The sequence below is a fragment of the Roseinatronobacter monicus genome (assembly GCF_006716865.1).
In the GTDB taxonomy this organism is placed as follows: Bacteria; Pseudomonadota; Alphaproteobacteria; order Rhodobacterales; family Rhodobacteraceae; genus Roseinatronobacter; species Roseinatronobacter monicus.
Genome location: NZ_VFPT01000004.1, coordinates 23,716 through 48,882 on the forward strand (window position 1 = coordinate 23,716; position 25,167 = coordinate 48,882).

The following is a 25,167-nucleotide window of genomic DNA, read 5'->3' on the forward strand; positions in this document are numbered from 1 at the left end:
CTCAACAGGCTCGGCGCGTCTGACGCTGCGATATTTGAGGTCTCCGCGACAGACGCGCCTTATGTTGTGACCACAATATCTGGTAGAAGATTCAATCCGCCGCCCACCAGCAACCCACACAAATCGCGAAGGGACCTTTTTTGCCAAGCCAAAGACTGGTATTGCGCAGGAACAGTCTTCCCCTCGCGGTTTCGACAACGGTTCTTTAGCTTTACTGGCTCTTCGCAACCCGTCACGGACAAGCCATTCCCTGCAAATGAAAAAACGGCTTCTCCCTTCGGCAGACACTCCGTTTTTTCATTTGCTTGCATCACCAGCACGCATCCCCGTTCAACATCGAAACCTCAATTAAGGAGAAGACCATGAAAACCTTTGCAGAATTTCAGATCATTGGCCGCGTTGGCAAGGTCACGGAAGCAGGCTCGACGCTCAAAGTCTCGGTTGCAGCCGATTACGGCAAGCGCGCCGAAGACGGCTCTTGGGACAGCAAGCCTTTCTGGAATACCGTCACCATCTTCAACGAAAAGACGGTCAACTGGATCAAGGACAACATCGAGGTCGGTGATCTCGTCCACACGCGCGGCACGATCCGCGAGACTTCTTACGAAAAAGATGGCGCAACCGTGTATGGCGTCACTCTCGCAGGCGATGAGTTCAGCCGCCTGGCGGTGAAAGACCAGTGAGCAAAGGGGCGGCTTGAGCCGCCCCTGCGCCCTTCCACACAAGGACATTCCCATGGACGATTACCGCGATCAGCCCGAACCGCGTCATGACCTACCGACGCGCCGTCTAACAGAAACGCGCAAGATCACCACTGCTGACGGCCATACCGTGTATCTCTCGCTTGGATATGATCCCCGCGATCCAAACCGCCCTCGCGAAATCTTCTATTCTGCTGGTTTCAAATCAGGCTCGCAGCTTGAGTTCATGGTGCAGGATGCCTGTGTTCTCATATCACTGCTCTTGCAGCATGGTCATATGCCCGCTGACATCGCCAAGTCCCTGTCCCGCGTTGAGCAGCCTGATACCAGCTTCGCGCACGGCAGCATTGTCGGTTTGATCACTGAAGAGCTGTTGTCGAAATAGCCCGGGAAAAGGCAGGCAAGCCTCATTATGAACTGTCCCACTTGGTGCAGCATGTGTCGGGTGACGCGAAGGGCGGAAAGCGGACTGACGGCAGTGCGGAATTGCGCTTGCAGCATCTGATGAAAGCGGCCGGTCGTGGCGGCACTGGCCTGCAGCGCCGGGCACGCGGTTGGGTGTCAAAGCTGTAAGTGTCGATCGATTGGAGTGATGTGGACACCGAGGCGGATGTTCGGTCGTCGTGATGCGACAGTTGCTATGCGCGCAGGCTGCAAGTCGGCCTAGTCGGCCCGACGTTGCATATCTGTGCAGGGCAAAGAACATAAGCTGAACCTTTGGGTGGTTCTATCGTCCAGAAAACCCATGCATACAGCTCGATTAGTGGCGATGCGTGCCATTATGGGTATACCCTTGGTGACAGTGCGAATGAACACTATAGCAAGTGGATTTCTTGTTCACTTTGGGTCAATTTGCCGATAATGAACAGTTCATGTCGAGGGCACACTCAAAATGAACACTTATCGGGCCAAAATTGGGTACGCGCGCACGTCAACCGTCGAGCAAAACCTTGATGCGCAAATTGCCGCCTTGAACGCGGCCGGATGCGGAATGGTCCGCACCGAGCAAAAGAGTGGCGCGAGCCTAAAGGGGCGGTCTGAACTGAAAACGATCCTCGACTTCATCCATCCAGGAGAAACGTTGGTGGTCACGCGCATTGATCGACTGGCCCGCAGTCTCAGTGATCTGCAGGTCATCGTCACCCGGCTGAAATCCAAGGGCGCGCATCTGGCGGCTACTGAACAGCCCGTCGATACATCCACGGCAACGGGCAAGGCCTTCTTCGACATGCTCGGCGTCTTTGCCGAGTTCGAAACCAATCTTCGGCGGGAACGGCAAGCCGAGGGTATTGTCGCTGCCAAGCAACGTGGCGTGTATCGCGGTCGCCTCCCGAAAATCGATATGGCCACCATTCAGGCGAAGCTGTCAGAGGGAATGTCACCTACGAAAATCGCACGTGACATGGGAATATCGCGGGGCACTGTTTATAAAGCAAAGGCGTTGATGTGAAAAAGAGCAAGACAAAGCAGCGGTCGCCAGTGGCAAAGCCACCAGCGCCATCAAACACAAAAGTACCACCGCCGCGTAACCTGACGCCCCCGCTCTGCGAAAAGCTGCGCCGGGACATGACGCAAGCGTGCCTAAAGGTGGCGGAGACGCATGGTTTGACGGTCGAAGGTGGGGAGCTGAGCGACATCGACCTGCGTCATGGTTTCGACATCAGCTTCCGGGTCGGTATCCCGATGGAGGACGGCGCGATCTATTCGCCAGAAAAAGCACTCTTTGAAGTTCTTGCTCCACATTTTGGCCTTGAGCCATCTGACTATGGGCGGACTTTCAAATTGCGCGGAGACCTCCATCGGATCGTGGCAATCAATCCCAATAGACCAAGGTACCCGATCAGCACCGAGCGCGTCTCCGACGGGCGTGGGTACAAGATGCCCGCCGAAACCATCGCAATGTATCTGCAGAATTCCGTCGACTAAAAGTTCTCACATTGTTCTCGAAGAAGCCCAAATATGCAGCTTCGGGCCAGCTAGGCCTGGCTGGCGCGTAACTGCCCCACCAGTCCCGCCGCGTGCCATGTCGTGCCTGATGTAAGTTGTTTGCGCTCCAGCAGGACAATATCCGTCCAGCCAAGTTTGGCCAGATGATAGGCGACCGAGCAGCCCGAAATGCCGCCCCCGATAATGACGACGCGTGCTTTGGCGGGAAGTGTGACCATAGGTGGCAATCCTTGCAGGCCCGAGCGGGAGGGGATGATAAGGCCAAGTGTTGCCATCTTTGAAATGAAATATCAAATGAGAATTTCATTGTAGAGTGATTATTGTTAAGCAATTATATCAAGCGAAAATCCTTGCGTCGTAATGCTGGTTGTTTACCAATGCGGGCAAAAGCGAAGGTATGAAATCCACATGAGCAAACAGATCGGCGATGATATCCGCGCCCTGCGCAAGGCGCGCGGTATGACCCTGAAGCAGCTTGCGACCGCAATCGGCCGTTCCCTTGGCTGGCTTAGCCAAATCGAACGTGGGCAGACCGCGCCCTCCGTGCGAGACCTTGGCCTGATTGCTGACACTCTGAGCATCAACATCAGTGTGTTCTTCCGCTCTGCATCCCGCGCCGAGGCCGAGCGCGGCCTTGTCTTGCGCGCCGATGACCGTGTGCCCATTGGATCGACGGAAAGCGGCTTGACCGAAGAATTGCTTTCGCCCTCGCTGTCAGGGTCGTTCGAGATGATCAAATCAATTTTTGCCCCACATTCCGACAGCGGCGGTCGCATGCGGGCGGGTGACCGCGAAGATGGTGGGATGTTGGTTAGTGGCAGGCTGTCTTTGGCCATCGACGATCTGCAATTCGACCTTCATGCGGGTGACAGCTTCCAATTCACAAACCGTGACTACGCATGGGCCAACCCGCATTCTGATCCTGCCGTCGTGATCTGGGTCATCTCGCCGCCCGTGTATTGACGCGCGGAATGGAAGTCTACTTTCGAGATGTGATCGCTTGGGTGCCTGCTCTGTCCACGCACCAAGCTGTTCGTTCATAGCATTTCACCGCCATCAATAACGAGAGCAAGCCCGGTGACGAAGCTGGATCTGTCCGAGGCCAGATAGACGATACCATCCGCGATCTCTTCGACGCGGGCCCATCGCCCCATGGGAATAGAGTCCGCGACATAGCTTTCGAGAGATGCGCGACCGCCCATCTGAACCTCGAACCCGGCATTGAATGGCGTATCAACGAAACCAGGACACAAGGCATTGAAACGAATATTCTCGCGTGCATAGTCCACCGCCATCTGCGTCACCATCGCCACAGTGGCGTGTTTGGTGGTCGCATAAGTAATCATGCCACGGTCATACTGACAGCCGGAGTTTGATGAAGTCACGATCACCGACCCGCCCCCCTGTGTGCGCATCGGCGCAATCATTGCTTGCGCCAGAACGAAATGCGCCCGGACATTAAGTGCCCATGCCAGACCCAACTGGTCAAGTTCCGCATCCTCAAGCCGACCGGCAATCTGGATCCCGGCATGGCTGTGCAGAATGTCGATGCGCCCGCAATCTGTCCGATTTGGGCTCCCCGCGTCGAGCTGCGGCGCGGCATCGGCCCGCTGACCTTTGGTACGAGGTCAGCGCCCAATGCGGCCCAGAGCGGTCTGTCGGCCTCTCGCGCGACGTTCTTTCAAGCGGTCACTTAAGCCGCGCGCTGCGACGAACCTCAAACAACGCTTTGTGGACGACGAATCCGAGACCCGCATCCAGTGACAAGACCGTCACGAACGTGGAACAACGACCGACTGTTGCGTGACTGCCTGTACGACCATCAAAGTGGCGCTGATCAAGCGCAAGTAGGGTTGACCTTTCCGTTTGGCGGCTCACGCGTTTCTTGCCATTATCCAACGAGCGGAAAAATCCCGGTGTTTTTCACCGATCCATAGACAAAACTGGAATCGATTGAGGCGATGCCGCCGATCGGGTGGATGCGGTTACGGATGAAATCTTCATAAGCGTCAAGCCCGGCCACCACGACGCGCAACAGGTAATCAGCGGGGCCGGTCATCAGGTGGCATTCCAACACCTCATCGAGCGCCCGGATCCGCGACTCGAAATGTTGAACCGTGTCGCCGCTGTGATGTTCCAACCGGATGCGGATGAACACCGAGACCGGCAGGCCATAGGCGCGTTGATCGGCCACCGCGCGATAACCTAGGATCGCCCCGCTTTCCTCAAGAAGCCGGATACGCCTCAGGCAGGGCGAAGGCGACAGGTTCACTTCGGCAGAGATTTCGAGATTCGTGGCACGGCTGTTGCGCTGCAGGGCCCGGATTATCTGGCGGTCTTTTTCATCCATTTTGATAATTCCTAGCATAAAATGCCAACATTGGCGCATCTGATGGCATGAATAGCAACCTAATGCCAACGCAACAAGCGCAAGATGGTGATCAGCCAGAAGGAGAACACCATGCGTGACACCCCGCCCAGCTTTGCCACCCGCGCCATACACCACGGTTATGACGCAAGCGATCATCAAGGTGCGTTGAACCCGCCGGTCTATCTGTCTTCGACCTTCGCCTTCGAGACCGCTGAGGCCGGGGGGGCCATGTTCGCGGGTGCAGCCGAGGGGCATTTCTACAGCCGCATCTCGAACCCCACCCTGGGGCATCTGGAAACCCGCATTGCCAATTTGGAAGGGGCCGAGGCGGGGCTTTGCACGGCCTCGGGGATGGGGGCGATCACTTCGACCTTGTGGACGTTCTTGCAGGCGGGCGACGAGGTGATCCTCGACAAGACGCTTTATGGCTGCACCTTTGCCTTTCTGACCCACGGCCTACCGCGCTTTGGCGTGACGGTGCGCCCCGTGGATCTGTCCGATCCGGCCAACCTGGCGGCGGTGATCGGGCCGAAGACACGGATCGTCTATTTCGAGACCCCCGCCAACCCCAACAACCGGCTGGTGGACATTACCGCGATCAGCGAAATCGCCTATCGGCACGGGGCGAAGGTGGTGGTGGACAACACCTATGCCACGCCGGTGCTGACCCGGCCCATCGAGCATGGCGCCGATATCGTGGTGCATTCGGCGACCAAGTATCTGGGCGGTCATGGCGATGTGATCGCCGGGCTGGTGGTCGGGCGGGCCGAGGACATGGCGCAGATCCGGCTGGTGGGCATCAAGGACATGACTGGGGCGGTGATGTCACCCTTTAGCGCGATGCTACTGCTCCGCGGCATCAAGACGCTGGAACTGCGGGTTCGGCACCATTCCGCAGCGGCTCTGAACATAGCCCGCGCGCTGGAGACACATCCGGCGGTGAAATGCGTGCATTACCCTGGCCTGGAGAGCTTCCCGCAGGCGATCTTGGCGCGACGACAGATGGCGGCCTTCGGCGGCATGATCCCGTTCGAGGTGGTAGGCGGCAAGGCAGGTGGCATCGCCATGATGAACCGGCTGACGCTGATCCAGCGCGCGGTCTCCTTGGGGGATGCAGAAAGCCTGATCCAGCACCCCGCCAGCATGACCCATTCCACCTATACGCCTGAGGAACGCGCCGCCCACGGCATTGCCGAAGGGCTGGTGCGCCTGTCGGTCGGGCTGGAGGGCGTGGACGACATTCTCGGCGATCTGATGCAGGCGCTTGCCGCGCATAATGTCGAAGCGACCTGACCTTATGTTCCCGAGAACCGGAGAATTCGATGTCTGACACTCAAATCCGTGGCGATGCGACCAGCTGCGGCCCAAGCTCCACGTCTGGCGGCTGGCTGAACAGCCTTGACCGCAAGCGCGATGCCGGGCCGTTCCTGTCTGGTAATGATCGGCCCGCAGCAGGGCCTTCGACGACGGCTGTCCATGCTGGAACCCATGATGACCCGCGCACCGGCGCGGTGGGCACGCCGATCTATCAGGCGTCCACCTTTCTGCTCGGGGCCGATCAGTATCGCTCCATCGAAGAAGGCTTTGCCCGCGACCGCTTTATCTATTCGCGCTATGGCAACCCGTCGCAATGGGCGGTGCAGGAAAAGCTGGCCGCGCTGGAAGGGGCGGACTCGGCGATTGTCTTTTCATCAGGCATGGCGGCAATCACCGCTACAGTGATGGCACTGGTGGACAAGGGAGCGCATGTGATCGCCTCGGCCGATCTTTACGGCGGCACCTACAACCTCTTCAATCAGGAGTTTCCGACCTTTGGCATGTCGGCAACGCTGGCCGATCCGCAGGATTTCGCGGCGATCGAGGCGGCCATTCGCCCCGAAACGCAACTGATGTATTTCGAGGCAATCACCAATCCGCTTTTGAAGATCATCGACATTCCCCGGTTGGCCGAAATTGCCCGCCGCAACGGCTTGCGGCTGGTGATCGACGCCACCTTTGCCCCGCCCGTCGCCATGCGGACCTTGGAGCAGGGGGCGGATGTGGTGGTGCATTCGGCCTCGAAGTACCTCAACGGTCACAGCGATCTGATTGCAGGGGTCGCCGCCGGTCCACGCAAGCTGATCGACATGATCTGGCCGCGGCTTTTGAACTATGGCGGATCGCTCGACCCGCATGCCTGCTTCCTGTTGGAGCGGGGCCTGAAGACACTGGCGATCCGGATGCGAGCACACGAAGAAAGTGCGCATGCGCTGGCGCAGTATTTGGAAAGCCACCCGAAGGTGACCCGCGTCTTCTATCCGCTTCTGGACAGCCACCCCGACCGCGCCGTGGCGCGGCGGCTGCTGAAAAACGGCACAGGGAATGTGACCTTCCTTGTCGAAGGTGGCGATGCGGCGGCGCTGGCGCTGGTGAATGCGCTGCGCATCCCCAAGCAGGCAACCAGCCTTGGCGGGGTCGAAAGCCTTGTCAGCCTGCCCTTCAACACCTCGCAGGCCAGCTATACCGCTCGCCAGCGCGCCGCCATCGGCATCCATCCCGGCTGCGTGCGCCTGTCGGTCGGGATTGAAGATGCCGCCGACCTGATCACCGATTTCGAGCAGGCCCTTGCCCAGATTTCTCCCGCAAAGGAAACCGCCCATGCGTAACAGCTTGCCCACCGCCGCCCTTTCCGAATTCGTCAACGAAGTGACCGCTTCCCCGGAAGAGGCCGTGATGGACTACGGTGTCTTTCTCGATTGGGAAAGCGGCACTCGCTCGCGCGCCGAGGTCAAGCCGATGCGGGTCGGCCCACACCGTGTCAGCCGGTCCTTCACATGGAAGGTCGATGAACCGCGGCAGTTGATGGGCAACAATCACGGGCCAAATCCACAAGAGCTGCTGTTGTCGGGTCTGGGGGCTTGCATGATGGTGGCTTTTGTCGCCGGGGCCACGGCCGAGGGCATCCAGTTGGAAAGCCTGCGCATCGACCTCGAGGCAACGCTGGACCTGCGTGGGTTTCTTGGGATTGGCAGCAATTCCACCGTGGGCTTTCCCGAAATCCGATACAAGATTCATGCAACCTCGGATGCCAGCACCGACCAACTGGAAGCGCTGCACGCCAAGGCCATCGCGCACAGCCCGAACGCACAGACGATACTCAACCCTGTCACTTTGAAGGGCGAGATCATCTGCAACCGTTCCGACGCCTGACCCCAGCCCGACAAGGAGCCGCCGATGATGACCCACGCTGACCAGACCCATCTGAAATCCATCGAGCAGCGCCTGTTGTGGTTGTCGCACTGGATGATCCACCATGCCAACCATATCCGACCCAAGGTAGACGGCATCAAGATCGGCGGGCATCAGGCGTCTTCCGCCTCGATGGTGTCGATACTGGCCGCGCTCTACTTCTCGGCGCTTCGGCCAGAGGACAGGGTGGCAGTCAAGCCCCATGCCTCACCGGTGTTTCATGCCATCCAGTATCTGATGGGCAATCAGACCCGCGAGAAGATGGAGAATTTTCGCGGCCTTGGCGGGGTGCAAAGCTATCCTTCGCGGACCAAGGACATCGACGATGTCGATTTCTCGACCGGCTCGGTGGGTCTGGGGGTGGCGATCACCTCCTTTGCCTCGATGGTACAAGACTACATTGCCGCCAAGGACTGGGGCCGCGATCTGCCCATGGGCCGCATGGTGGCTTTGGTGGGCGATGCCGAACTGGACGAGGGCAACATCTACGAGGCGTTGCAGGAAGGCTGGAAGAACGATCTGCGCAATTGCTGGTGGATCATCGATTACAACCGCCAGTCGCTGGACGGGATCGTGCGCGAGGGGCTCTTTGCCCGGATCGAGAGAATTTTCGACGCCTTCGGCTGGGATGTGGTGCGGGTGAAACATGGTGCCTTGCAGCGCGCGGCCTTTGCCGAACCAGGCGGCGCGGCGCTGCGCGACTGGATCGACGCCTGCCCGAACCAGCAGTATTCCGCGCTTACCTTCATGGGCGGCGCCGTCTGGCGCAAGCGGCTGATGGAGGATCTGGGCGATCAAGGCGAGGTCAGCGCCCTGATCGACCGGCGCTCGGATGCCGAACTGGCGGCGTTGATGGAAAATCTTGGTGGTAATTGCGTGGAGACCATGGCCGAGGTCTTTGCCGCTGTCGATCATGACCGGCCTGTGTGTTTCCTTGCCTACACGATCAAAGGTTGGGGCACGCCGATTGCCGGACACAAGGACAACCACGGCGGGCTGATGAACCCCACCCAGTTCGCCCAGTGGCAGACACATATGGACGTGCCGAAGGGTCAGGAATGGGAACCTTTTGCCGGTATTGACGACCTGCCCGCGCTGCAAGATTTTCTTGCCAGGGTTCCCTTCTTTGCCAAGGGTCGCCGCCGCTATCACGATGCCCGTATCGCGGTTCCGCCGATCAGTTTTGAGGCCGAGCGTGAAATCTCGACCCAGATGGCCTTCGGCAAGATCTTGGACGCGTTGTCCAAGGGGGACAGCGCATTGGCCACGCGGATCGTTACCACTTCGCCCGATGTGACGGGGACCACCAACCTTGGTCCCTGGGTCAACCGCCGCAAGCTGTTCGCCCGCAAGCCACAAGCCGATGTCTTCATCGAACATCGCATCCCCTCGACCGCCAAATGGGATTTTGCCCCGGAAGGCCAGCATATTGAACTGGGCATCGCAGAGATGAATCTGTTCCTTTTGCTGGGGGCTGCAGGCCTGTCGCACAGCCTGTTCGGCAAGCGGCTGTTTCCCATCGGCACGGTCTATGACCCTTTCATTCACCGTGGCCTCGATGCGCTGAACTATGCCTGCTATCAGGACGCGCGCTTCATCATCGTGGGCACGCCCTCGGGGGTGACGCTGGCGCCCGAAGGCGGCGCGCACCAGTCCATCGGTACGCCCTTGACCGGCATAGCGCAGGACGGGCTTGCGACCTTTGAACCTGCCTTTGCGGATGAGTTGGCGGTCATCATGCATTGGGCCTTCGACTATCTGCAACGGGACGGAGACGGCGACCCGGACGAACGCACCTGGCTGCGCGACGAGACCGGCGGCTCGGTCTATCTGCGGCTGACCACCAACCCGCTGGAGCAACCCGGCAAGCGCGTGAACGACGATTTCCGACAGGGCACCATCGACGGCGCCTACTGGCTGCGCAAACCTGGGCCGAATTGTGACGTGGTGATCGCCTATCAGGGTGTGGTGGCACCTGAAGCCATCGGCGCAGCGGGCCTGATCGGCGAGCATCGCCGCGATGTCGGCGTGATGGCTGTCACGTCGTCCGACCGTCTGAACGCTGGCTGGACAGCGGCACAGCGCGCCCGCGCCCGTGGCAATCCGCGCGCCCGCAGCCACATCGAGACCCTGCTGGGCGACTTGCCCCGCGATTGCCTGATAGTTACCGCAATCGACGGCCATCCCGCGACGCTGGCCTGGCTGGGCAGTGTGGCGGGCCATCGGACCGTCTCGCATGGGGTCGAACATTTCGGGCAGACCGGCACCATCGGCGTTGTTGCACGGACCTACGATGGTTTGAGTTTGCCCTTACCCGCTCATTTGGTCAAGCGACGACCTCGAACTTGGCACGGCCAAGTTCGGTCATCTTGTTCAGAATGTGGGTGCCGATCTTGGCTTCTGTTTTCTGGTTGGGAAAGCTGCGCGCTTTCAGTTTGGGGCCGATGACCATCTTCCAGCGACCCATTTGTGTTTCACCGCGGCTGCGCTGATTGTATCCGCTGCTCACCTGCCAGGCCATACGCCCGCCTGTGCGTATTGCGGCAATGCGCTGGTCGCGCAGCGTTGGATTGCCCAGAGCCTCGGCGCTGAGAACCGCAGTCTTGGGAGGCGGAATAGTGATCTCGACATCAACCCCAAACAGCTTCACGAGCAAGTCGCTGGTCGGGTCGCCGTCATAGGCGCCGTCGGCGATGAAGCGTGTCACGTCCCCGTCAATCTGATCCAGAAGCTCTGGCAAGGCGGTGGGATCACCCACATCATCGGTGGTCAGTTCAGAGCAGGCAATTTCGCCGGTGACAAGGTCCAGCCCAAGATGCAGCTTGCGCCAGGATTTGCGTTTGGCCTTTGTTTTGTGCTTGTTTTCCAGCCACTCGCCTTCGCCAAAGATCTTCAGGCCCGTGCTATCTACCACCAAGTGGATAGGGCCATCCGTCGACGCGCGCGCTTTCATTGGCAAGATCAAACCGGCCCCGCGACGTGACAGGGTCGAGTAGTCGGGCACCAACAAATCCAGCCCCATGAGCTTCACCAGGCTGCCTACAAACCCTTCGGTCTGGCGCAGCGGCTGGTTGTAAACGATGCCAAGTGTCAGGCAGGTCACAATAGACAGGTCAGAATAAACTGGCTGGCCACCCCGTGTCTTGCGGCGCTCTGCACGCCATGCAGCTTCAACCTCGGGGCTTAGCCAAATTGTTACATCGCCCCGCCGACGCAGCCTTTCGTTATAGTCAGCCCAGTTCGTAATGCGGTACCGCTTCTTCTCGAATTTGTGCCGGCGGCCGTCATTGAATTTATGCGGCATCAACGCTATCCAATCGATCAGGGAAACGGCCTCCTAACAGAAACCGTAGGGTCCATGCAACAACGCCATCTCGCGCCCTGGGACGGCGGCCACCGCGGTCGCGAGCGATGGCACAGACCAGCATAATTGCAGCGGCGAACGGCCCATCGGGCCCTTGACCCCGTCGAAGGGCCACAGGATCGCCTGATCGGCACCGCTGGTGATAAGCCAGGGTAAATCTGCAGCCCAGGCCCAACTCTTGACCTTGGATGGATAGCCCGACATGCGCAGGTCGGCCTTATCGCGCAGCCGCCATCCGTGCAGAGCATTTTCCTGCATCATGGAAATCACGAAGCGGCCATCCGGGCTGAAGGTGACACCTGTATGGCTGCCTGCCCATTTCAGAGTACTGGGCTTCCAGCCGCGCTTCTCTTTCGACCAGACAGTAACACCTCCGTAATGGGCAACGGCAAGGCGCTTGCCCTTGGCATCAAAGGCAAGGCCCGCGACAGTTGAAGGATGCTCCAGCGCATGAACATGTCCGTCTTCATCATGCAGATTCGCGACGCGACCTACCGAGCAGGCGATACGTCCATATTTGCCCGCTGCGACATGATCGACCCAGCCGCGCTGGTGCGCGCTGAGTTCCGTTACGGTACCGTCACTGCTCATGCGCAGAAACCGACCATCGTCGCCGCCCGTCAGCACACCCTCCTCGCCTGGTAAGAGCACCATCGACAGGATGGCACCGCGATGCACCTGATAGGCCGACATGTTGCCGTCTCGTGCGAAAAACCGCATCTGCCCGTCACCGCAGGCCAGTGCGATTGTCTCGCCCAAGGCCGCGCCAAGCACCGGCACCGCGCCAATATCCATATGACGCGCATTGAGCTCGATCTGCGTGGGTCCACTGCCTGAAAGCGTGGATGGATCGAGGGTCAGTCCACCTGACATGCCTTGAAGCCCCCTCCGAGATCCATGGTGTCGAGGTTGCGGCCGATAAATACCAGCTTCGAAATCCGGGGGCCGGGGGGCCAGGGGCCGAGGAAGTTTGCCTCAATCAGCATATGGACGCCCTGCATGACATAGCGCCGGTCCTCGCCCGCAAGATTCAGAATGCCCTTGGCGCGCAGGATGTCGGTGCCGAAGCGCTGGATGATCTGGCCGAACCAGAACTCGAAGCGGTTCGGGTCCAGCGGCTGATCGGCGGCAAGGGAAACCGAGGTGATCTCCTCCTCATGCTCATGGTCGTGATCGCTGGTCAGGAAATCGGGCTCAACCGCCAGCACACGCTCAAGGCTGAAGGCGTCGAGCCCAATCACCTGATCGAGCGGCACGGCGCAGCGCGCCGAATGTACGATCTTCGCATAGGGGTTGATGGTACGGATGCGCGCCTCGACCGCGGCGATGGCGGCGGCGTCGGCAAGGTCGGTCTTGTTCAGCAAGATCACATCGGCAAAGGCGATCTGCTCGGCCGCCTCATGCGCCTCATTCAGATGGGTGGCAAGGTTCACCGCATCGACAACCGTCACGATGGCATCCAGCCGGGTCCGCGCGGCCACGTCATCATCGACGAAGAAGGTTTGCGCCACGGGTGCCGGGTCGGCCATGCCGGTCGTCTCGATGATGATTCCGTCAAAATCGCGCCGCTTCATCAGGCCGCCGAGGATGCGGATCAGGTCGCCCCGGACGGTGCAGCAGATGCAGCCGTTGTTCATCTCGAAGATTTCCTCATCGGCATCGACGACCAACTCGTTGTCGATGCCGGTCTCACCGAACTCGTTAACGATCACCGCATAGCGGCGGCCATGCTGTTCGGTCAGGATGCGGTTGAGAAGTGTGGTCTTTCCGGCGCCGAGAAAGCCGGACAGGACAGTAACGGGAACTTGGGTGGATGCAGTCATCTTGGGGCACTCCGGGTTGGGTCGGTCTCGGACTCGCATCGGGGGCAGTGGCCATGCACCTCGATCACGGGCCGGTTGGGGTGGAAACCGCTGCGGGTCACCGCATCGGTCACGGCTTGAATGACGCCCGCTTCAGCCACTTGTTCCACCGCGCCGCAACTGTCGCAGATGGCAAGAACGCTCGGTTCTGCTGGCAGCTTGGGCGGGCGGGCGATCCAGGCGTTGAGGGTGGCAACGCGCTGCACAAGGCCTGCCTTTTCGAGCTTGGTGAGTGATCGGTAGATCGCGGTCGGCGCGATGCGAGGTTCTGCCGCGCGTCTGGCATCAAGCAGGTCATAGGCCGAAAGCGGGCGTGACGCTGCGCAAAGGCAGGCGTGGAGTGCCATATCACGGGCATTGAGCAGATTGGCTGCCATCGCATCGCACCTCATTTGATGTTACTCTATAACATCTTCGGGTGTGGGTTGTCCAAGTCCGAATAGCGCATGGTGTCATTGCGTTCGCGACCGCCGCCGCAAAAGCCAGATGAAGAAGATGCCGCCGATCAGCCCGGTCACGATGCCGATGGGCATGTCCTCTGGGCGCATGATGGTGCGGGCGATGATATCGGCCCAGACCAGAAAGATCGCGCCCACCAACATCGCGGCAGGCAGCACGCGCGCATTGTCGCCCCCCACCACCAGCCGCACGATATGCGGGATCATCAGACCGACAAAGCCGATGACGCCAGAAAACGCCACCAGGACGCCCGTGACCAGCGCGGCCACCACGAAACAGGTGATCCGGAACCGCGCGACCGGGATGCCGAGGGTCGATGCGGTTTCATCTCCAATGGTCATGGCATTGAGCGAGCCTGCAACTGCGCGAAACCAGATCGCCGCACCTGCCAGTATAAGCGCGGGCCAGACCAGATGCGCCCATTGCGCCAGACCAAGCCCGCCCAGCATCCAGAACACGACCGTATGCGCGGCGCGCGGATCGCCCAGAAAGATCAGCACATTGGCCAGCGCCATCACGATAAACGACACCGCTACGCCGGTCAGCACCAGCCGGTCAGCACTGGTGGCCTGCGCGAAACTCGCGACCGACAGCACCAGCGCCGTCGATCCCAGCGCGCCCAGGAATGCCAGCAGCGGCACCGTCGCCAGACCCAGAAACATGCCCGTGTGCAACAGCGCCAGAATCGCGCCGAAGGCCGCCCCCGATGAGATGCCCAGGAGATGCGGATCGGCCAACGGATTGCGCGTGACCGATTGCAGCACCGCCCCCACCAGCGCCAGACCTGCCCCCACCAACGCCGCCAGCAGCGCGCGCGGCAGGCGGATATCCCAGACAATCGCCGCGCGGCCCGCTGACCAGTCGGTTGTGACCAGACCGGGCGCGACCCGGTTTGCGATCACGCCCCAGACTGTGCCCAGCGGGATGGACACGGCCCCAATGCTGACAGCGGCAGAGATGGACAGTGCCAGCGCCACCAATCCCAGCCCCCACAGCCCCTGCCGGACCGGGCGCGCCAGCGCAGGCAATCTGGCCTGCGTGGCCAGAACCGGCGCGGCAGTTTCAGGGCTGGGGGTGGTGCGCATGGGTTACTCGCCGTGAAACGCGTCGGCCAGCGCGCGGATGGCGCGGATATTGCGCGGGCCCGGTGTGGCCTCGACATATTCCAGCACCACGAAGCGGTCATTGACGACCGCATCCATGCCCGCGAAAGCCGGGTTCGATTTCATGAAATCGATCTTCTGCTCGGCAGTGACTTCGCCATAGTTCACGATGACAACCACTTCGGGGTTGCGCTCGACCACAGGCTCCCACGCCACGCGGGTCCAGCTTGACTCGACATCATCCATGATGTTGCGCCCGCCTGCTGCCTTGATCATCGCTGTGGGCATGGCGTAGCGCCCGGCGGTGAAGGGCGTATCCTCGCCACTGTCATAGACGAAGACGCGCAGCGGATCGCCCTTGGGGATGGTCGCGGCAATCTCGGCCAGTTCGGCCTGCCAGCCGGTGATCAATTCTTCCGCGCGGTCATCCACGCCAAAGATTGTGCCCAGATTGCGGATATCGTTATACATATCATCAATCGCGACCCCATCGCGGGCCATGATATGGATACAGCTTTCGGTCAACTCATAGACGGCGATCCCGAAGGGGGCGAGCGTGTCAGGCGTCACTTCACCACCCACGCGCATCCCGTAGTTCCAGCCCGCGAACCAGAAATCCAAGTCCGCACCGATCAGCACCTCGCGCGAGGGGTAGCGTTCCGACAGTTCGGGCAGTTCCGCCACGCCCGCGCTGATCTCGGGATCCAGCGTTTTCCAGCCCGAAATGCCGGAATAGCCAACCATGCGGTCTGTCACTCCCAGCACCAACATCATTTCAGTCAGGTTGACGTCGTTTGATGCGGCACGGCTGGGCGGGGCGTCAAAGGTCAGCTCGCGGTCGCAGCTTTGGACTGTAACAGGATGGGCAAAAGCTGGCACGGCAAGCGTCGTGGTCAGGATGGCGAGGGGTAGGACTTTCATGCGGGTGTCTCCTGTTGCATCTCGTCGAAAAGGGAAAAATCGAAGCGCGCGGGGCCGCGTGGATGGGCCCGCACGCCAAAAGCGCGCGCGATCAAATCGGGGGTGAGAACCCGCGCCACGGGCCCAAAAGCCAGCGCCCGCCCGCCTTGTAACACCAACAGATCATCGGCAAAGCCCTGCACCAGGTTGAGGTCATGCAGCGACGCCACAACAGTGGCGCCAAGGCCGCGCACCAGCCGCAGCACTTCAAGCTGATGGCGGATATCCAGATGGTTGGTGGGTTCATCCAGAACGATCAGCCCCGGCTCTTGCGCCAAGGCGCGCGCGACCATGACGCGCTGACGCTCGCCGCCCGACAAGGTGCCAAAGGGGCGTTGCGCGAAATCCAGCAGCGACAGGCGGGCCAGCGCATGCTCGACCACATGCGCATCGCGCGCCGACGGGCCGCTTAGCGCGCGGCGATGTGGCGCGCGACCTAATGCCACGATTTCCGACACGGTCAGGGCAAAATCGGTGGGTTGCTCCTGCAACACCGCCGCCACGCGCTGCGCGACACGGCGTGCGGGCATGGCGTGAATATCCTGCCCATCCAGCAGCACGCGGCCTGATTGCGGGGTGTGAAAGCGGTAGATCAGCCGCAAAAGCGTCGATTTTCCCGCGCCGTTGGCCCCCAGCACGCCCAGAACGCGGCCCGCGCCAAGTTGCAGGCTGACAGGATGCAGGATGCCATCGCCCCATGAGACGCCTTCGAGGGTCAGTTCAGCAGCGGTTTCGGGCGGACAGCTCATACTTTAACCTTCCGCATCGCGCCAAGATCACTGACCAACTCGGAGGCCGTTCCAACCGGTGGGAGCCGCCCGAGGATTGTGGCGCGCAGGGGTTCGGGCCGGGCATCGCGGGTCAGAAACCCCTCGGGGGCTTTGCTGTAGAGTGGGATCAGGTCCAGGATCGCCTGCAGATGGGCGGGGTCCGTGGGATCGAGGTCGCCGAACAGATAGGTGAATGCGCCGGGGGCTGTCAGCGACACGATGCAGGCGCGCTTGCACTGGCTCATGCAGCGCACACCGCGCAAGGTCGCGTCGCAGCCCTGCTGGGCGACCAGGCTACACAGCGCACGGGCCAGCCGGGCACCGCCCCGGACATCGCCGTGATCGCCCTCGCGGCCATCGCGACAGGTCAGGCAGATCGAAAGGGTGGGCGCGGGCAAGGTCTGCATCAGGACCCCTGCGGCGGTTGGGCATCATGAAGCAGAAGCGTGATGGCCTCGGACAGGGGCAGTGTCTGCGTCTGCGTCGCGCCGTGGAGGCGGATGGTGACGGTCTGGTCTTCCGCCTCGCGCGCGCCAAGGGCGATCTGGACCGGCACTTTCGCAAGCGCGTGTTCGCGGACCTTGTAGCCGATCTTCTCGTTGCGCAGATCGGTCTCGATGCGCAGCCCGGCTGTGCGCAGGGCGTCAGTCACGTCCGCCGCATAGCTGTCAGCCGCACTGGTGATGGTGGCCACCACCACCTGCACAGGCGCGAGCCACAGCGGCAAGTGGCCGGCATGGTGCTCGATCAATATGCCGGTGAAGCGCTCAAGCGAGCCGAACAGCGCGCGGTGCAGCATCACGGGGGGCAGCTTCTCGCCCGAGGGCGCGACGTAAGCGCTGCCAAAGCGTTCGGGCAGATTGAAGTCCACCTGCAACGTGCCGCACTGCCAGTCGCGCCCGATGGCATCGCGCAGGACATATTCCAGCTTTGGCCCGTAAAAGGCCCCTTCGCCCTCAAAAATCGTATAGGCATGGCCTGCAGTATCAAGCGCCATGCGAAGTGCGTCTTCAGACCGGTCCCAGCTGTCGTCGCTGCCGATGCGGTTTTCAGGGCGGGTGGACAGTTTGATCCGCACATCGGTGAAGCCGAAATCGCGGTAGATCGACAGCACCAGATCGTTGACCTTCAGGCACTCCTCGGTCAGCTGCTCAGGTGTGCAGTAGATATGCGCGTCGTCTTGCGTGAAGCTGCGCACGCGCAAGAGGCCGTGCAGCGCGCCGGATGGCTCGTAGCGATGCACCTTGCCGAATTCGGCCAGTTTTAGCGGCAGGTCACGATAGCTTTTCGTGCCCTGGCCATAGATCAGCATATGACCGGGGCAGTTCATCGGTTTCAGCGCGTAATCGCGCTCATCCTCGGTCTTGGCCAGAAACATGTTGGCGCGGTAGTTCTGCCAATGGCCCGAGGTTTCCCACAGCGCGCGGTCCATGATGTCGGGCGAATTGACCTCGACATATCCCGCCGCCTCCTGCCGCGCGCGCATGTAACCGATCAGGGTCTGGAACAGCCGCCAGCCGCGCGGGTGCCAGAACACCGACCCCGGCGCGACCTCCTCGAAATGAAACAGGTCCATTTCGCGACCCAAGCGACGATGGTCGCGCTTTTCGGCTTCTGCCAGCATGGTCAGATGGGCATCGAGCGCGGGCTTGTCTGCGAAAGCCACGCCATAGATGCGGCTGAGCATCGGGTTCTTCGCATCGCCGCGCCAATAAGCGCCCGCCACGCGCGTCAACTTGAAGGCCACCCCCGCATCGCCTGTGTGGCGCATATGCGGGCCGCGGCACAGGTCCAGCCAGTCGCCCTGGCGATAGATGGTGATCGGGGCATCGTCGGGAAGTGCCTCGATCAATGCGCATTTGTAGGGCTCTTGCGCTGCCTTGAAATGCGCCAGTGCCTGCGCGCGCGGCCAGACTTCGCGCGTGAAGGGGGTGCGCGCGGTGATGATCTCGCGCATCTTCGTCTCGATCACCGGCAGATCATCGGGGGTAAAGGGGGTTTCGCGGTCGAAATCATAGTAGAAGCCGTGCTCGATGGCCGGACCGATGGCGGTATGGGTGCCGGGCCAGAGGGTCTGCACGGCCTCGGCCAAGACATGGGCAAGGTCATGACGGATCAGCTCCAGCGCACGGGGATCGTCGCGCGACAAGAGTTCGACCGCAGCACCATCGGGCAAGGGGGCCGAAAGATCGGCAAGCTTGCCATCCACGAGCGCTGCCACAGTGCGTTTGGCCAGGCTGGGGCTGATGCTGGCGGCCAGATCGGCGGCGGTGCTGGCAGGGGTCAGGGCGCGGGTGGCCCCGTCGGGCAGGCGGATATGGATCATGGGTCGGTCGCTCTAGGGTGGACAGGGGGCACAGGGTCGTAGCCTGACCCGCCCCATGGGTTGCAACGGGCCAGACGGTGCAGCGTCAGCCACAGCCCGCGCATGGGGCCGTGGGTTTCCAGCGCCTCGATGGCATAGGCCGAACAACTGGGCTGGAAGCGGCAGGAATGACCCAGCCAAGGCGACAGGATCAGGCGGTATCCGCGGATCGGCAGGATCAGGAGCCAGATCAGCGCGCCCCTCATGCCCGCACCCGCCAGCGACTGGTGCTGCCTGCATCCTCGACCTCGACCCCGAGGGCGGCGAGTTCATCGCGCAGCGCATCGGCGCGCGCCCAGTCTTTCGCCGCGCGGGCTTGCCCACGTGCGGCGACCAGCGCGTCGATCCGGACTGCTTCGACGGTCCCGGCCTGCGCCCAGACCTGCGGATCCTGCTGCAACAGACCAAGAAATGCCCCCCCCTGCCGCAAGGCTGCGGTAAGCTCTGCCCGCCGCGCGAGATCGGAGCTGCCATGCACTTGCCCTGCCAGCGCGTGCAGGGCGGCCAAGGCGGCAGGGGTGTTGAGATCATCGTCGAGCGCGGCAAGGACAGGGGCCATATCCTCAGGCAGTGCTGTCGCCTCGGGCTGATCGCGCAGCGCGCCGTAAAGCCGGTCCAGCGCGGACTTGGCCGCGCGCGGTGTTTCCAGCGTCCAGTCCAGCGGCTGGCGATACTGGGCCGACAGCAGCGCATAGCGGATCGCCTCGCCAGGCGCATCGGCCAACAGGTCACGCACCAGCAGGACATTGCCAAGCGACTTCGACATCTTGGCGCCCGACACCGTTACATGCCCGTTATGGACCCAGAAGCGCGCTTGCGTCCCTTGGGCGATCTCGTTCTCGTGGTGAGGAAAGCGCAGGTCGATCCCGCCGCCGTGAATGTCGATCCGATCCCCCAGATGCGCGCGGATCATGGCGGAACATTCGATATGCCAGCCGGGCCGCCCGAAACCCCAGGGGCTGTCCCATCCGGGCTGATCGGGGGCGGAGGGTTTCCAGAGCACGAAGTCACGCGGATCGCGTTTCCACGGTGCGACCTCGACCCGCGCGCCCGTCAGCATCTCGTCAGGGTTGGCACCCGACAGTCGCCCATAGGCCGGGAAGGCGGGGATGTGAAACAGCACATGCCCGTCGGTCGCATAGGCCCGGCCCGCCGCGATCAACCCCTCGATCATGGCGATCATCTGCGAAATGTGGCCCGTCGCGCGCGGCTCGATATCCGGCGGGGCGACGCCAAGAGCGGACAGGTCGGCGTGATAGGCCCGCGTGAAGCGATTTGCGATCACATCGCGGGCCACGCCCTCGGCGGCGGCTGCGGCGATGATCTTGTCATCCACATCGGTGATGTTGCGCGCATATGCGACGCGCGGGAAAAGCGCGCGCAGGCGGCGCGCCAGCACGTCGAACACCACCGCAGGCCGCGCATTGCCGATATGGGCATAGGAATAGACTGTCGGCCCGCAGACATACATCCGCACATGGCCTGCATCCTGCGGCACAAACGGCGCGACCTGCCGGCCCATCGAATTGAACAGGTTGAGCGCCATCAGAACGGCTGCTCCAGCGTGTGGACGGTCATGCCTGACAGCCCTGCAGCATCCTCCGCCCCGGGCAGCTTGGGCAGGGTCAGCAGCGACAGGCTTTCGTCCAGATCGGATTTCGGCATGTCGCGCGCGATGATGACCACGCGGCTGGTGGTGTCGCCCTCGGGCCAGTTTTGCAGCGGGACGGGTGGTTCAAAAATATGCTGCACACCGTGAAAGACGAAGGGGTGGGCCGCGTCCTCGATATGCACGATGCCTTTCAGACGCAGGATATGCGCCCCGCGCAGCGCAATCAGCGTGTCGAGCCAGAAATCGAAGATCTCGGCGGGGATCGGGGCATTCAGCGTGATCGAGGCCGTGGCGATCCGGTCATCGGTGGCGTGGTGCGAGGGCGCAGCAAAATCAACCGACTTGGGCCTTGGCGCAGTCATGCCCGACAGCCCCGCCAGCGGATCCGCCGCAGGTTGGGCCAGCCATGCCAGCGCGTGATCCGGCGCCATGGGTTTGCGCAAGGCGCCAAGGCCCCACAAGCTGCCCGCGGGCACTGCGCCCTGATCGGCCACAATACGCGGCGCGCCGGGGTTCAGCCGGTCAAGACGCGCCTCCAGCGCAGCAAGGCCAGCCGCATCCGCCAGATCGCGCTTCGACAGAACGATCCGGTCGGCCATGGCGACCTGCGCCTGTGCCTCGGCATGGCGGTCCAGCGTTGCCGCCCCCAGCACGGCATCGACCACCGTCACAGTGCCGTCCAGCGCGTAATTCGGGGCCAGCACCGGATCGACCAGCAGCGTGTGATGGATCGGGCCAGGATCGGCCAGCCCCGTGGTTTCGATCACCACACGGTCAAAGGACAGTTCACCCCGCACCCGCCGTGCCAGCAGGGACAGCAGCGTCTTGGACAGATCGCCCCGGATCGAGCAGCAGACACAGCCACCGGGCATCAGCACGACATCCTCGGCGGCTTGCTCGATCAGGTCATGGTCCAGCCCCGCATCGCCGAATTCATTGACGACAACTGCCACCCGGCCCGCAGTCGGATCGTGCAACAGCCGATTCAGAAGCGTGGTCTTGCCCGCACCCAGAAAGCCGGTCAGCAAGGTTACGGGGATCGGGGCAGAAATCATGGCGGCGTCTTTCGGGTTGCGGGTCTTGGCTTGGCATGATGGTTATAATATAACATTACACGTCGCAAGAGATCAAACGAGGACCAGACATGCGCGAACTGCACTTCCATCCCCGCGTTTCGGTCGAAGAAGTCGAGGAAGGGTCAAACCTTGCCCCCAGATTCGGCGAGGATGGGCTGATGCCCTGCATCACCACCGATGCGGGCAGTGGCGAGGTGCTGATGCTGGGCTGGATGAACGCCGACGCCCTGCGCCTGACCTTGCAGACGGGCGAGGCGCATTACTTCAGCCGCGCGCGCCAGTCGATCTGGCACAAAGGCGCGACCTCGGGTCTGGTCCAGCGCGTGATCGAGGCGCGGATTGACGACGATCAGGACGCGATCTGGCTGCGCGTCGACGTCGCCGGGTCCGGCGCATCCTGCCATGTCGGCTATCGGTCGTGCTTCTACCGCGCCGTGCCGGTCGGGCCGGATGCCGGCGGCGCGCTGCGCTTCACTGAACATGCCAAGACTTTTGACCCCATAGCTGTCTACGGCGACGCCCCGAACCCGACCAGTCTATGAGTTTTGCTGCAGACCTGCGCGAAAAAGCCTGTACGCTCTGGCATATCCAGCGCGTCAAATATCTGGTGCGGGAATATTCGCAACCAGGGCCCAATGCACTTATCACAGTCACAGAGGTCGAATGCCTTGACCCTCAATGCCCCGGCCCGGCCACACAGATCACGATTCTCGGGCTCGACCTGATCCGACGTTCATTGCTCATCCATCGCCCTGTCGCGCAGGTTACGGCCGAAGATCTGGGCGTTGCAGGCAATTTAAAGAGCCGTTGCGGCTAGGCCACCGGTGTCCTTTCAGGGACCTGGGTTCGTGCCAAACACCCCTCAGGGCAGCACCACAGCGATCATCTACAGTATCCCATTGCAACACCAATGCTGCGCCTTGCCCGAACGGCCGCTTCGGTGAACACTTGGCGCCAGACCGATCGGCGGCAATGGGCCGGGCACGATGCTGCAGCTGCGAAAGGCTTCAGCTCGCTGCGACATCCCTGAATGTCGCTGATGGGTATCTCCTACCTGCCTTGCGGCGCTGCAGCATGCGAAACGCGGTCCGACCGGCAGTTATGCGGACCTTGCTGCCGTTCGCTGCGCCCGCGAAAAAAACATCGCGGTCGCGGCATTTTCGATGCGACGTGCTGCGTTGCGCGCGCCACAAAACGTCTCTGGTCGCGCGTCGTCTCATCTTGTTTGTCGCGCGTTCGGCGAGTATGCGCCCGCTAACCAGAGCAGGATTAGAAAGACATGAATAGAATCATCAAACAACAGCCTGTCAGGGCGGACATAGAAGCAAACCGCGCCTCTTGGCGCGCTGGGGTGTTGAGCGGGATCAAGGCGATATCGCTGGCAGCTGTGACAGCGGCGGCAACGCTGATCGGAAGTGGGCAAGCGTGGGCTTTTACTGACCCCATCATCGCCCAGACAGTTGTTCTGGGCGTAGGGTGTGATAGCTTGGGTTTTCCGTTTGCCACAGCCATTTGGAATACAAGAGGCAGTCAGGGTATCGTGGGTTTAAATGGGCCGGGACTGTATCAAAATTTGCGCACTGCAGCCAATAATGGGCCCTTCAATAACGGATTTGGATACCACTCCAGCAGTATACCTGTGTCGGATTGGGTGGGTCTCGTGGATAGCCAGTGCGCAAACCTGACAGACATAAATGTAGAACAGTGGGACAGCATCCCGACACGTAATGCAGTCCCTGCCCCTGGTTTTTACGAAGTAGATTTTAATAACACTACCCGAGTGGGAGTTGTCTTCACTGCGCTCGATACAAATGATGGGTTTTATTATCGTCACGAGTGGGCTCTCGTGGGTCAAAGCAACCAGGTAATTGTTAACATTCGCACGCAAATCCCAACACCCGACACCACGCCCCCCTCCGTCACGCTGTCCAGCACCACAACCACGTTGACCGGCACCGACCCGTTCACGGTGACAGCGACCTTCGACGAAGACGTGACGGGCTTTGATGACCTGGCAAACGACGTAACCATCACCAACGGCACCGTCACCGTCATCACCGGCGGTCCTTCGGTCTACACACTGACTGTGACCCCCACAGGCGCGGGCGAGGTGACAATCACGGTGCCCGCAGGTGCTGCCGAAGATCTGGCAGGCAATAACAATGAAGCCTCGAATACACTGCACATCGGTAACCAAATTCCAGAAATCACCGAACGCGCGATATCTTCCTTCATGCTCGGTCGTGCCAATCAGCTCGCATCCAACCAGCCGCGCCTGACCCGCTTCCTGCGCGGTGAGGGCTGTGGTTCATTCAACGCTCGTGGCAACGATGCGGGCGGGTCGCTGGAAGGCTGCGCGACACAAGGCAATGTCTGGACCGAGATCACAGCATCTTGGGGCAATGGCTCCAGCTACTCGCTGGGCACAATCGGCGCGCATCAGTTCATCAACGAGAACTTCCTGCTCGGCGGGATGGTCCAGTTCGACCGAGCTAGGGATGACCGCAACAACGCACGAGGCACCGGCTGGATGGTTGGCCCATACTTCGCCGCAAAAATGGCTGAACAGCCGCTCTACTTCGAGGGCCGCTTGCTCTATGGCCAAACCAGCAACCGTATCTCGCCACTGGGAACCTATACCGACGGCTTCTCGACCGAGCGCTGGCTGGCACAGCTGCGCGCTGAGGGCGAAATCCAGCAAGAAACCATCACCTGGATCCCGCTGCTGGACTTCACCCACACACGCGACCGCTCGAGGGCCTATACCGATAGCCTCGGCAATGCGATCGGTAGCCAGTCTGTGGCCCTGACACAGCTGACCAGTGGCATGGACTTCAGGGTGCCGCTACAATCAGATGCAGGCAGTCTGGAACTCACCGGCGGGGCATCGGCAATCTACTCGTCCACACGGGGCGGCTCAGCTGATTTCGAGAATGGCCGTGGGCGCGTTCACATGGGCATGAACTGGGACTCCGGGCAGGGAACCACAGTCCGGGCCGGCACCTTCTATGACGGCATCGGTTCGCGCTTCCGCAGCGTTGGCGGCAATCTGGGCGTCGATATCCGCTTCTGAGAAGCTGCCTCTCAAGAAGCGATCAAGCCCGCCCCTTCCTCCTTGGGGCGGGCTTTTTCATGGGGCCAATAGGTCTCAGCAATACCAACTACTGTCGGCCGCAATGCTGCATGTACGAAAGGCTGCGCATGCTGCGGCATGCCTGAATGTCGCTGCAATGGGCTCCGACCTGCCTTGCGGCGCTGCAGCATCCGAAACGCGGTCCGACCGGCAGTTATGCGGACCTTGCTGCCGTTCACACCATCCACGCGATGAACTTCGCGGTCGCAGCATCAC

General features: G+C 61.4%; 23 protein-coding genes and 3 pseudogenes. 11 read left to right on the plus strand and 15 right to left on the minus strand.

Going from position 1 to position 25,167, the window contains the following annotated elements; all coding sequences use genetic code 11:
- Window positions 1-362 precede the first annotated feature (362 nt).
- The 4 genes from BD293_RS20015 to BD293_RS20030 all read left to right on the plus strand — a co-directional run bounded on the left by BD293_RS20015 (window position 363) and on the right by BD293_RS20030 (window position 2,627).
- Window positions 363-683 (plus strand): single-stranded DNA-binding protein, encoded by a 321-nt coding sequence (locus tag BD293_RS20015; RefSeq protein ID WP_142085376.1) that lies wholly within the window; start codon window positions 363-365, stop codon window positions 681-683.
- Window positions 684-735: 52 nt separating this feature from the next.
- Window positions 736-1,086 carry a TSCPD domain-containing protein gene (locus BD293_RS20020; protein WP_142085378.1) on the plus strand — a complete coding sequence of 117 codons (351 nt, stop codon included), beginning with the start codon at window positions 736-738 and terminating at the stop codon, window positions 1,084-1,086.
- 507 nt (window positions 1,087-1,593) lie between these two features.
- Window positions 1,594-2,151, plus strand: coding sequence for a recombinase family protein (locus BD293_RS20025; protein WP_142085379.1), 558 nt, complete (start codon window positions 1,594-1,596; stop codon window positions 2,149-2,151).
- Complete coding sequence (locus tag BD293_RS20030) at window positions 2,148-2,627, plus strand: hypothetical protein (protein WP_246086418.1); 480 nt, start codon at window positions 2,148-2,150, stop codon at window positions 2,625-2,627. Before BD293_RS20025 ends, BD293_RS20030 begins: the two co-directional genes overlap by 4 nt.
- Window positions 2,628-2,683: 56 nt before the next feature.
- On the opposite strand, the pseudogene BD293_RS20035 reads toward BD293_RS20030, so the two are convergent.
- A pseudogene (locus tag BD293_RS20035) lies at window positions 2,684-2,866 on the minus strand (FAD-dependent oxidoreductase); the annotation flags it as partial.
- A 190-nt stretch (window positions 2,867-3,056) separates the two neighbouring features.
- Between BD293_RS20035 and BD293_RS20040 the strand changes: the two are divergent.
- Window positions 3,057-3,611 (plus strand): helix-turn-helix domain-containing protein, encoded by a 555-nt coding sequence (locus BD293_RS20040; protein ID WP_142085381.1) that lies wholly within the window; start codon window positions 3,057-3,059, stop codon window positions 3,609-3,611.
- Between the two features lie 74 nt (window positions 3,612-3,685).
- On the opposite strand, the pseudogene BD293_RS20045 reads toward BD293_RS20040, so the two are convergent.
- A pseudogene (locus tag BD293_RS20045) lies at window positions 3,686-4,204 on the minus strand (SDR family NAD(P)-dependent oxidoreductase); the annotation flags it as partial.
- Window positions 4,205-4,539: 335 nt separating this feature from the next.
- Window positions 4,540-4,998, minus strand: a complete 459-nt coding sequence (locus BD293_RS20050; RefSeq protein WP_142085383.1) for an Lrp/AsnC family transcriptional regulator — start codon at window positions 4,996-4,998, stop codon at window positions 4,540-4,542.
- 111 nt (window positions 4,999-5,109) lie between these two features.
- Between BD293_RS20050 and BD293_RS20055 the strand changes: the two genes are divergently transcribed.
- The 4 genes and pseudogenes from BD293_RS20055 to BD293_RS20070 form a co-directional block, all read left to right on the plus strand.
- Complete coding sequence (locus tag BD293_RS20055) at window positions 5,110-6,312, plus strand: methionine gamma-lyase (protein ID WP_142085385.1); 1,203 nt, start codon at window positions 5,110-5,112, stop codon at window positions 6,310-6,312.
- A 29-nt stretch (window positions 6,313-6,341) separates the two neighbouring features.
- Window positions 6,342-7,664, plus strand: coding sequence for a trans-sulfuration enzyme family protein (locus tag BD293_RS20060; RefSeq protein WP_142085387.1), 1,323 nt, complete (start codon window positions 6,342-6,344; stop codon window positions 7,662-7,664).
- The gene (locus tag BD293_RS20065) at window positions 7,657-8,208 is read left to right on the plus strand and encodes an OsmC family protein (protein WP_142085389.1); all 552 of its coding nucleotides are present in this window, start codon (window positions 7,657-7,659) and stop codon (window positions 8,206-8,208) included. Before BD293_RS20060 ends, BD293_RS20065 begins: the two co-directional genes overlap by 8 nt.
- 24 nt (window positions 8,209-8,232) lie before the next feature.
- A pseudogene (locus tag BD293_RS20070) lies at window positions 8,233-10,539 on the plus strand (1-deoxy-D-xylulose-5-phosphate synthase N-terminal domain-containing protein); the annotation flags it as partial.
- Window positions 10,540-10,573: 34 nt separating this feature from the next.
- Here the strand turns inward: BD293_RS20070 and BD293_RS20075 are convergent.
- The 12 genes from BD293_RS20075 to BD293_RS20130 form a co-directional block, all read right to left on the minus strand.
- Window positions 10,574-11,551, minus strand: a complete 978-nt coding sequence (locus BD293_RS20075; RefSeq protein WP_170207250.1) for an IS5 family transposase — start codon at window positions 11,549-11,551, stop codon at window positions 10,574-10,576.
- Window positions 11,552-11,584: 33 nt separating this feature from the next.
- Entirely contained in the window at window positions 11,585-12,484 is a 900-nt protein-coding gene (locus BD293_RS20080; RefSeq protein ID WP_142085391.1) for a WD40 repeat domain-containing protein, read from the minus strand.
- Window positions 12,469-13,434, minus strand: a complete 966-nt coding sequence (locus BD293_RS20085) for a CobW family GTP-binding protein (RefSeq protein ID WP_142085393.1) — start codon at window positions 13,432-13,434, stop codon at window positions 12,469-12,471. Before BD293_RS20085 ends, BD293_RS20080 begins: the two co-directional genes overlap by 16 nt.
- Entirely contained in the window at window positions 13,431-13,850 is a 420-nt protein-coding gene (locus BD293_RS20090) for a transcriptional repressor (protein ID WP_170207251.1), read from the minus strand. The genes BD293_RS20085 and BD293_RS20090 overlap by 4 nt, the downstream gene beginning before the upstream one ends.
- A 75-nt stretch (window positions 13,851-13,925) precedes the next feature.
- On the minus strand, window positions 13,926-15,017 hold the full coding sequence (locus tag BD293_RS20095) for a FecCD family ABC transporter permease (RefSeq protein ID WP_142085396.1): 1,092 nt from the start codon (window positions 15,015-15,017) through the stop codon (window positions 13,926-13,928).
- Between the two features lie 3 nt (window positions 15,018-15,020).
- Window positions 15,021-15,956: an ABC transporter substrate-binding protein gene (locus tag BD293_RS20100; RefSeq protein ID WP_142085397.1), complete on the minus strand. Its 936-nt coding sequence runs from the start codon at window positions 15,954-15,956 to the stop codon at window positions 15,021-15,023.
- Window positions 15,953-16,744: an ABC transporter ATP-binding protein gene (locus BD293_RS20105; protein WP_142085399.1), complete on the minus strand. Its 792-nt coding sequence runs from the start codon at window positions 16,742-16,744 to the stop codon at window positions 15,953-15,955. Before BD293_RS20105 ends, BD293_RS20100 begins: the two co-directional genes overlap by 4 nt.
- Entirely contained in the window at window positions 16,741-17,172 is a 432-nt protein-coding gene (locus BD293_RS20110; RefSeq protein WP_142085401.1) for a DUF1636 family protein, read from the minus strand. The genes BD293_RS20105 and BD293_RS20110 overlap by 4 nt, the downstream gene beginning before the upstream one ends.
- A complete protein-coding gene (gene thrS / locus BD293_RS20115; RefSeq protein WP_142085403.1) occupies window positions 17,172-19,091 on the minus strand; it encodes a threonine--tRNA ligase in 1,920 nt (639 codons plus the stop codon). The genes BD293_RS20110 and thrS overlap by 1 nt, the downstream gene beginning before the upstream one ends.
- Window positions 19,088-19,336 carry a membrane protein insertion efficiency factor YidD gene (gene yidD / locus BD293_RS20120; protein WP_142085405.1) on the minus strand — a complete coding sequence of 83 codons (249 nt, stop codon included), beginning with the start codon at window positions 19,334-19,336 and terminating at the stop codon, window positions 19,088-19,090. Before yidD ends, thrS begins: the two co-directional genes overlap by 4 nt.
- The gene (cysS, locus tag BD293_RS20125; protein WP_142085408.1) at window positions 19,333-20,676 is read right to left on the minus strand and encodes a cysteine--tRNA ligase; all 1,344 of its coding nucleotides are present in this window, start codon (window positions 20,674-20,676) and stop codon (window positions 19,333-19,335) included. The genes yidD and cysS overlap by 4 nt, the downstream gene beginning before the upstream one ends.
- Entirely contained in the window at window positions 20,676-21,797 is a 1,122-nt protein-coding gene (locus tag BD293_RS20130; RefSeq protein WP_170207252.1) for a CobW family GTP-binding protein, read from the minus strand. The genes cysS and BD293_RS20130 overlap by 1 nt, the downstream gene beginning before the upstream one ends.
- Window positions 21,798-21,886: 89 nt before the next feature.
- On the opposite strand from BD293_RS20130, the gene hisI reads away from it, so the two are divergent.
- Both hisI and BD293_RS20140 read left to right on the plus strand, forming a co-directional pair.
- Window positions 21,887-22,360 (plus strand): phosphoribosyl-AMP cyclohydrolase, encoded by a 474-nt coding sequence (gene hisI, locus BD293_RS20135; protein WP_142085409.1) that lies wholly within the window; start codon window positions 21,887-21,889, stop codon window positions 22,358-22,360.
- A gap of 737 nt (window positions 22,361-23,097) precedes the next feature.
- Window positions 23,098-24,891, plus strand: coding sequence for an Ig-like domain-containing protein (locus tag BD293_RS20140; RefSeq protein ID WP_142085411.1), 1,794 nt, complete (start codon window positions 23,098-23,100; stop codon window positions 24,889-24,891).
- The last annotated feature ends 276 nt before the right edge of the window (window positions 24,892-25,167 follow it).

Bases quoted from the DNA above. Each gene is read 5' to 3' on its own strand.
- BD293_RS20015 (WP_142085376.1), top strand. From the start codon at position 363: ATGAAAACCTTTGCAGAATTTCAGATCATTGGCCGCGTTGGCAAGGTC.
- BD293_RS20020 (WP_142085378.1), top strand. From the start codon at position 736: ATGGACGATTACCGCGATCAGCCCGAACCGCGTCATGACCTACCGACG.
- BD293_RS20025 (WP_142085379.1), top strand. From the start codon at position 1,594: ATGAACACTTATCGGGCCAAAATTGGGTACGCGCGCACGTCAACCGTC.
- BD293_RS20040 (WP_142085381.1), top strand. From the start codon at position 3,057: ATGAGCAAACAGATCGGCGATGATATCCGCGCCCTGCGCAAGGCGCGC.
- BD293_RS20050 (WP_142085383.1), bottom strand. From the start codon at position 4,998: ATGGATGAAAAAGACCGCCAGATAATCCGGGCCCTGCAGCGCAACAGC.
- BD293_RS20055 (WP_142085385.1), top strand. From the start codon at position 5,110: ATGCGTGACACCCCGCCCAGCTTTGCCACCCGCGCCATACACCACGGT.
- BD293_RS20060 (WP_142085387.1), top strand. From the start codon at position 6,342: ATGTCTGACACTCAAATCCGTGGCGATGCGACCAGCTGCGGCCCAAGC.
- BD293_RS20065 (WP_142085389.1), top strand. From the start codon at position 7,657: ATGCGTAACAGCTTGCCCACCGCCGCCCTTTCCGAATTCGTCAACGAA.
- BD293_RS20075 (WP_170207250.1), bottom strand. From the start codon at position 11,551: ATGCCGCATAAATTCAATGACGGCCGCCGGCACAAATTCGAGAAGAAG.
- BD293_RS20080 (WP_142085391.1), bottom strand. From the start codon at position 12,484: ATGTCAGGTGGACTGACCCTCGATCCATCCACGCTTTCAGGCAGTGGA.
- BD293_RS20085 (WP_142085393.1), bottom strand. From the start codon at position 13,434: ATGACTGCATCCACCCAAGTTCCCGTTACTGTCCTGTCCGGCTTTCTC.
- BD293_RS20090 (WP_170207251.1), bottom strand. From the start codon at position 13,850: ATGGCAGCCAATCTGCTCAATGCCCGTGATATGGCACTCCACGCCTGC.
- BD293_RS20095 (WP_142085396.1), bottom strand. From the start codon at position 15,017: ATGCGCACCACCCCCAGCCCTGAAACTGCCGCGCCGGTTCTGGCCACG.
- BD293_RS20100 (WP_142085397.1), bottom strand. From the start codon at position 15,956: ATGAAAGTCCTACCCCTCGCCATCCTGACCACGACGCTTGCCGTGCCA.
- BD293_RS20105 (WP_142085399.1), bottom strand. From the start codon at position 16,744: ATGAGCTGTCCGCCCGAAACCGCTGCTGAACTGACCCTCGAAGGCGTC.
- BD293_RS20110 (WP_142085401.1), bottom strand. From the start codon at position 17,172: ATGCAGACCTTGCCCGCGCCCACCCTTTCGATCTGCCTGACCTGTCGC.
- thrS (WP_142085403.1), bottom strand. From the start codon at position 19,091: ATGATCCATATCCGCCTGCCCGACGGGGCCACCCGCGCCCTGACCCCT.
- yidD (WP_142085405.1), bottom strand. From the start codon at position 19,336: ATGAGGGGCGCGCTGATCTGGCTCCTGATCCTGCCGATCCGCGGATAC.
- cysS (WP_142085408.1), bottom strand. From the start codon at position 20,676: ATGGCGCTCAACCTGTTCAATTCGATGGGCCGGCAGGTCGCGCCGTTT.
- BD293_RS20130 (WP_170207252.1), bottom strand. From the start codon at position 21,797: ATGATTTCTGCCCCGATCCCCGTAACCTTGCTGACCGGCTTTCTGGGT.
- hisI (WP_142085409.1), top strand. From the start codon at position 21,887: ATGCGCGAACTGCACTTCCATCCCCGCGTTTCGGTCGAAGAAGTCGAG.
- BD293_RS20140 (WP_142085411.1), top strand. From the start codon at position 23,098: ATGAATAGAATCATCAAACAACAGCCTGTCAGGGCGGACATAGAAGCA.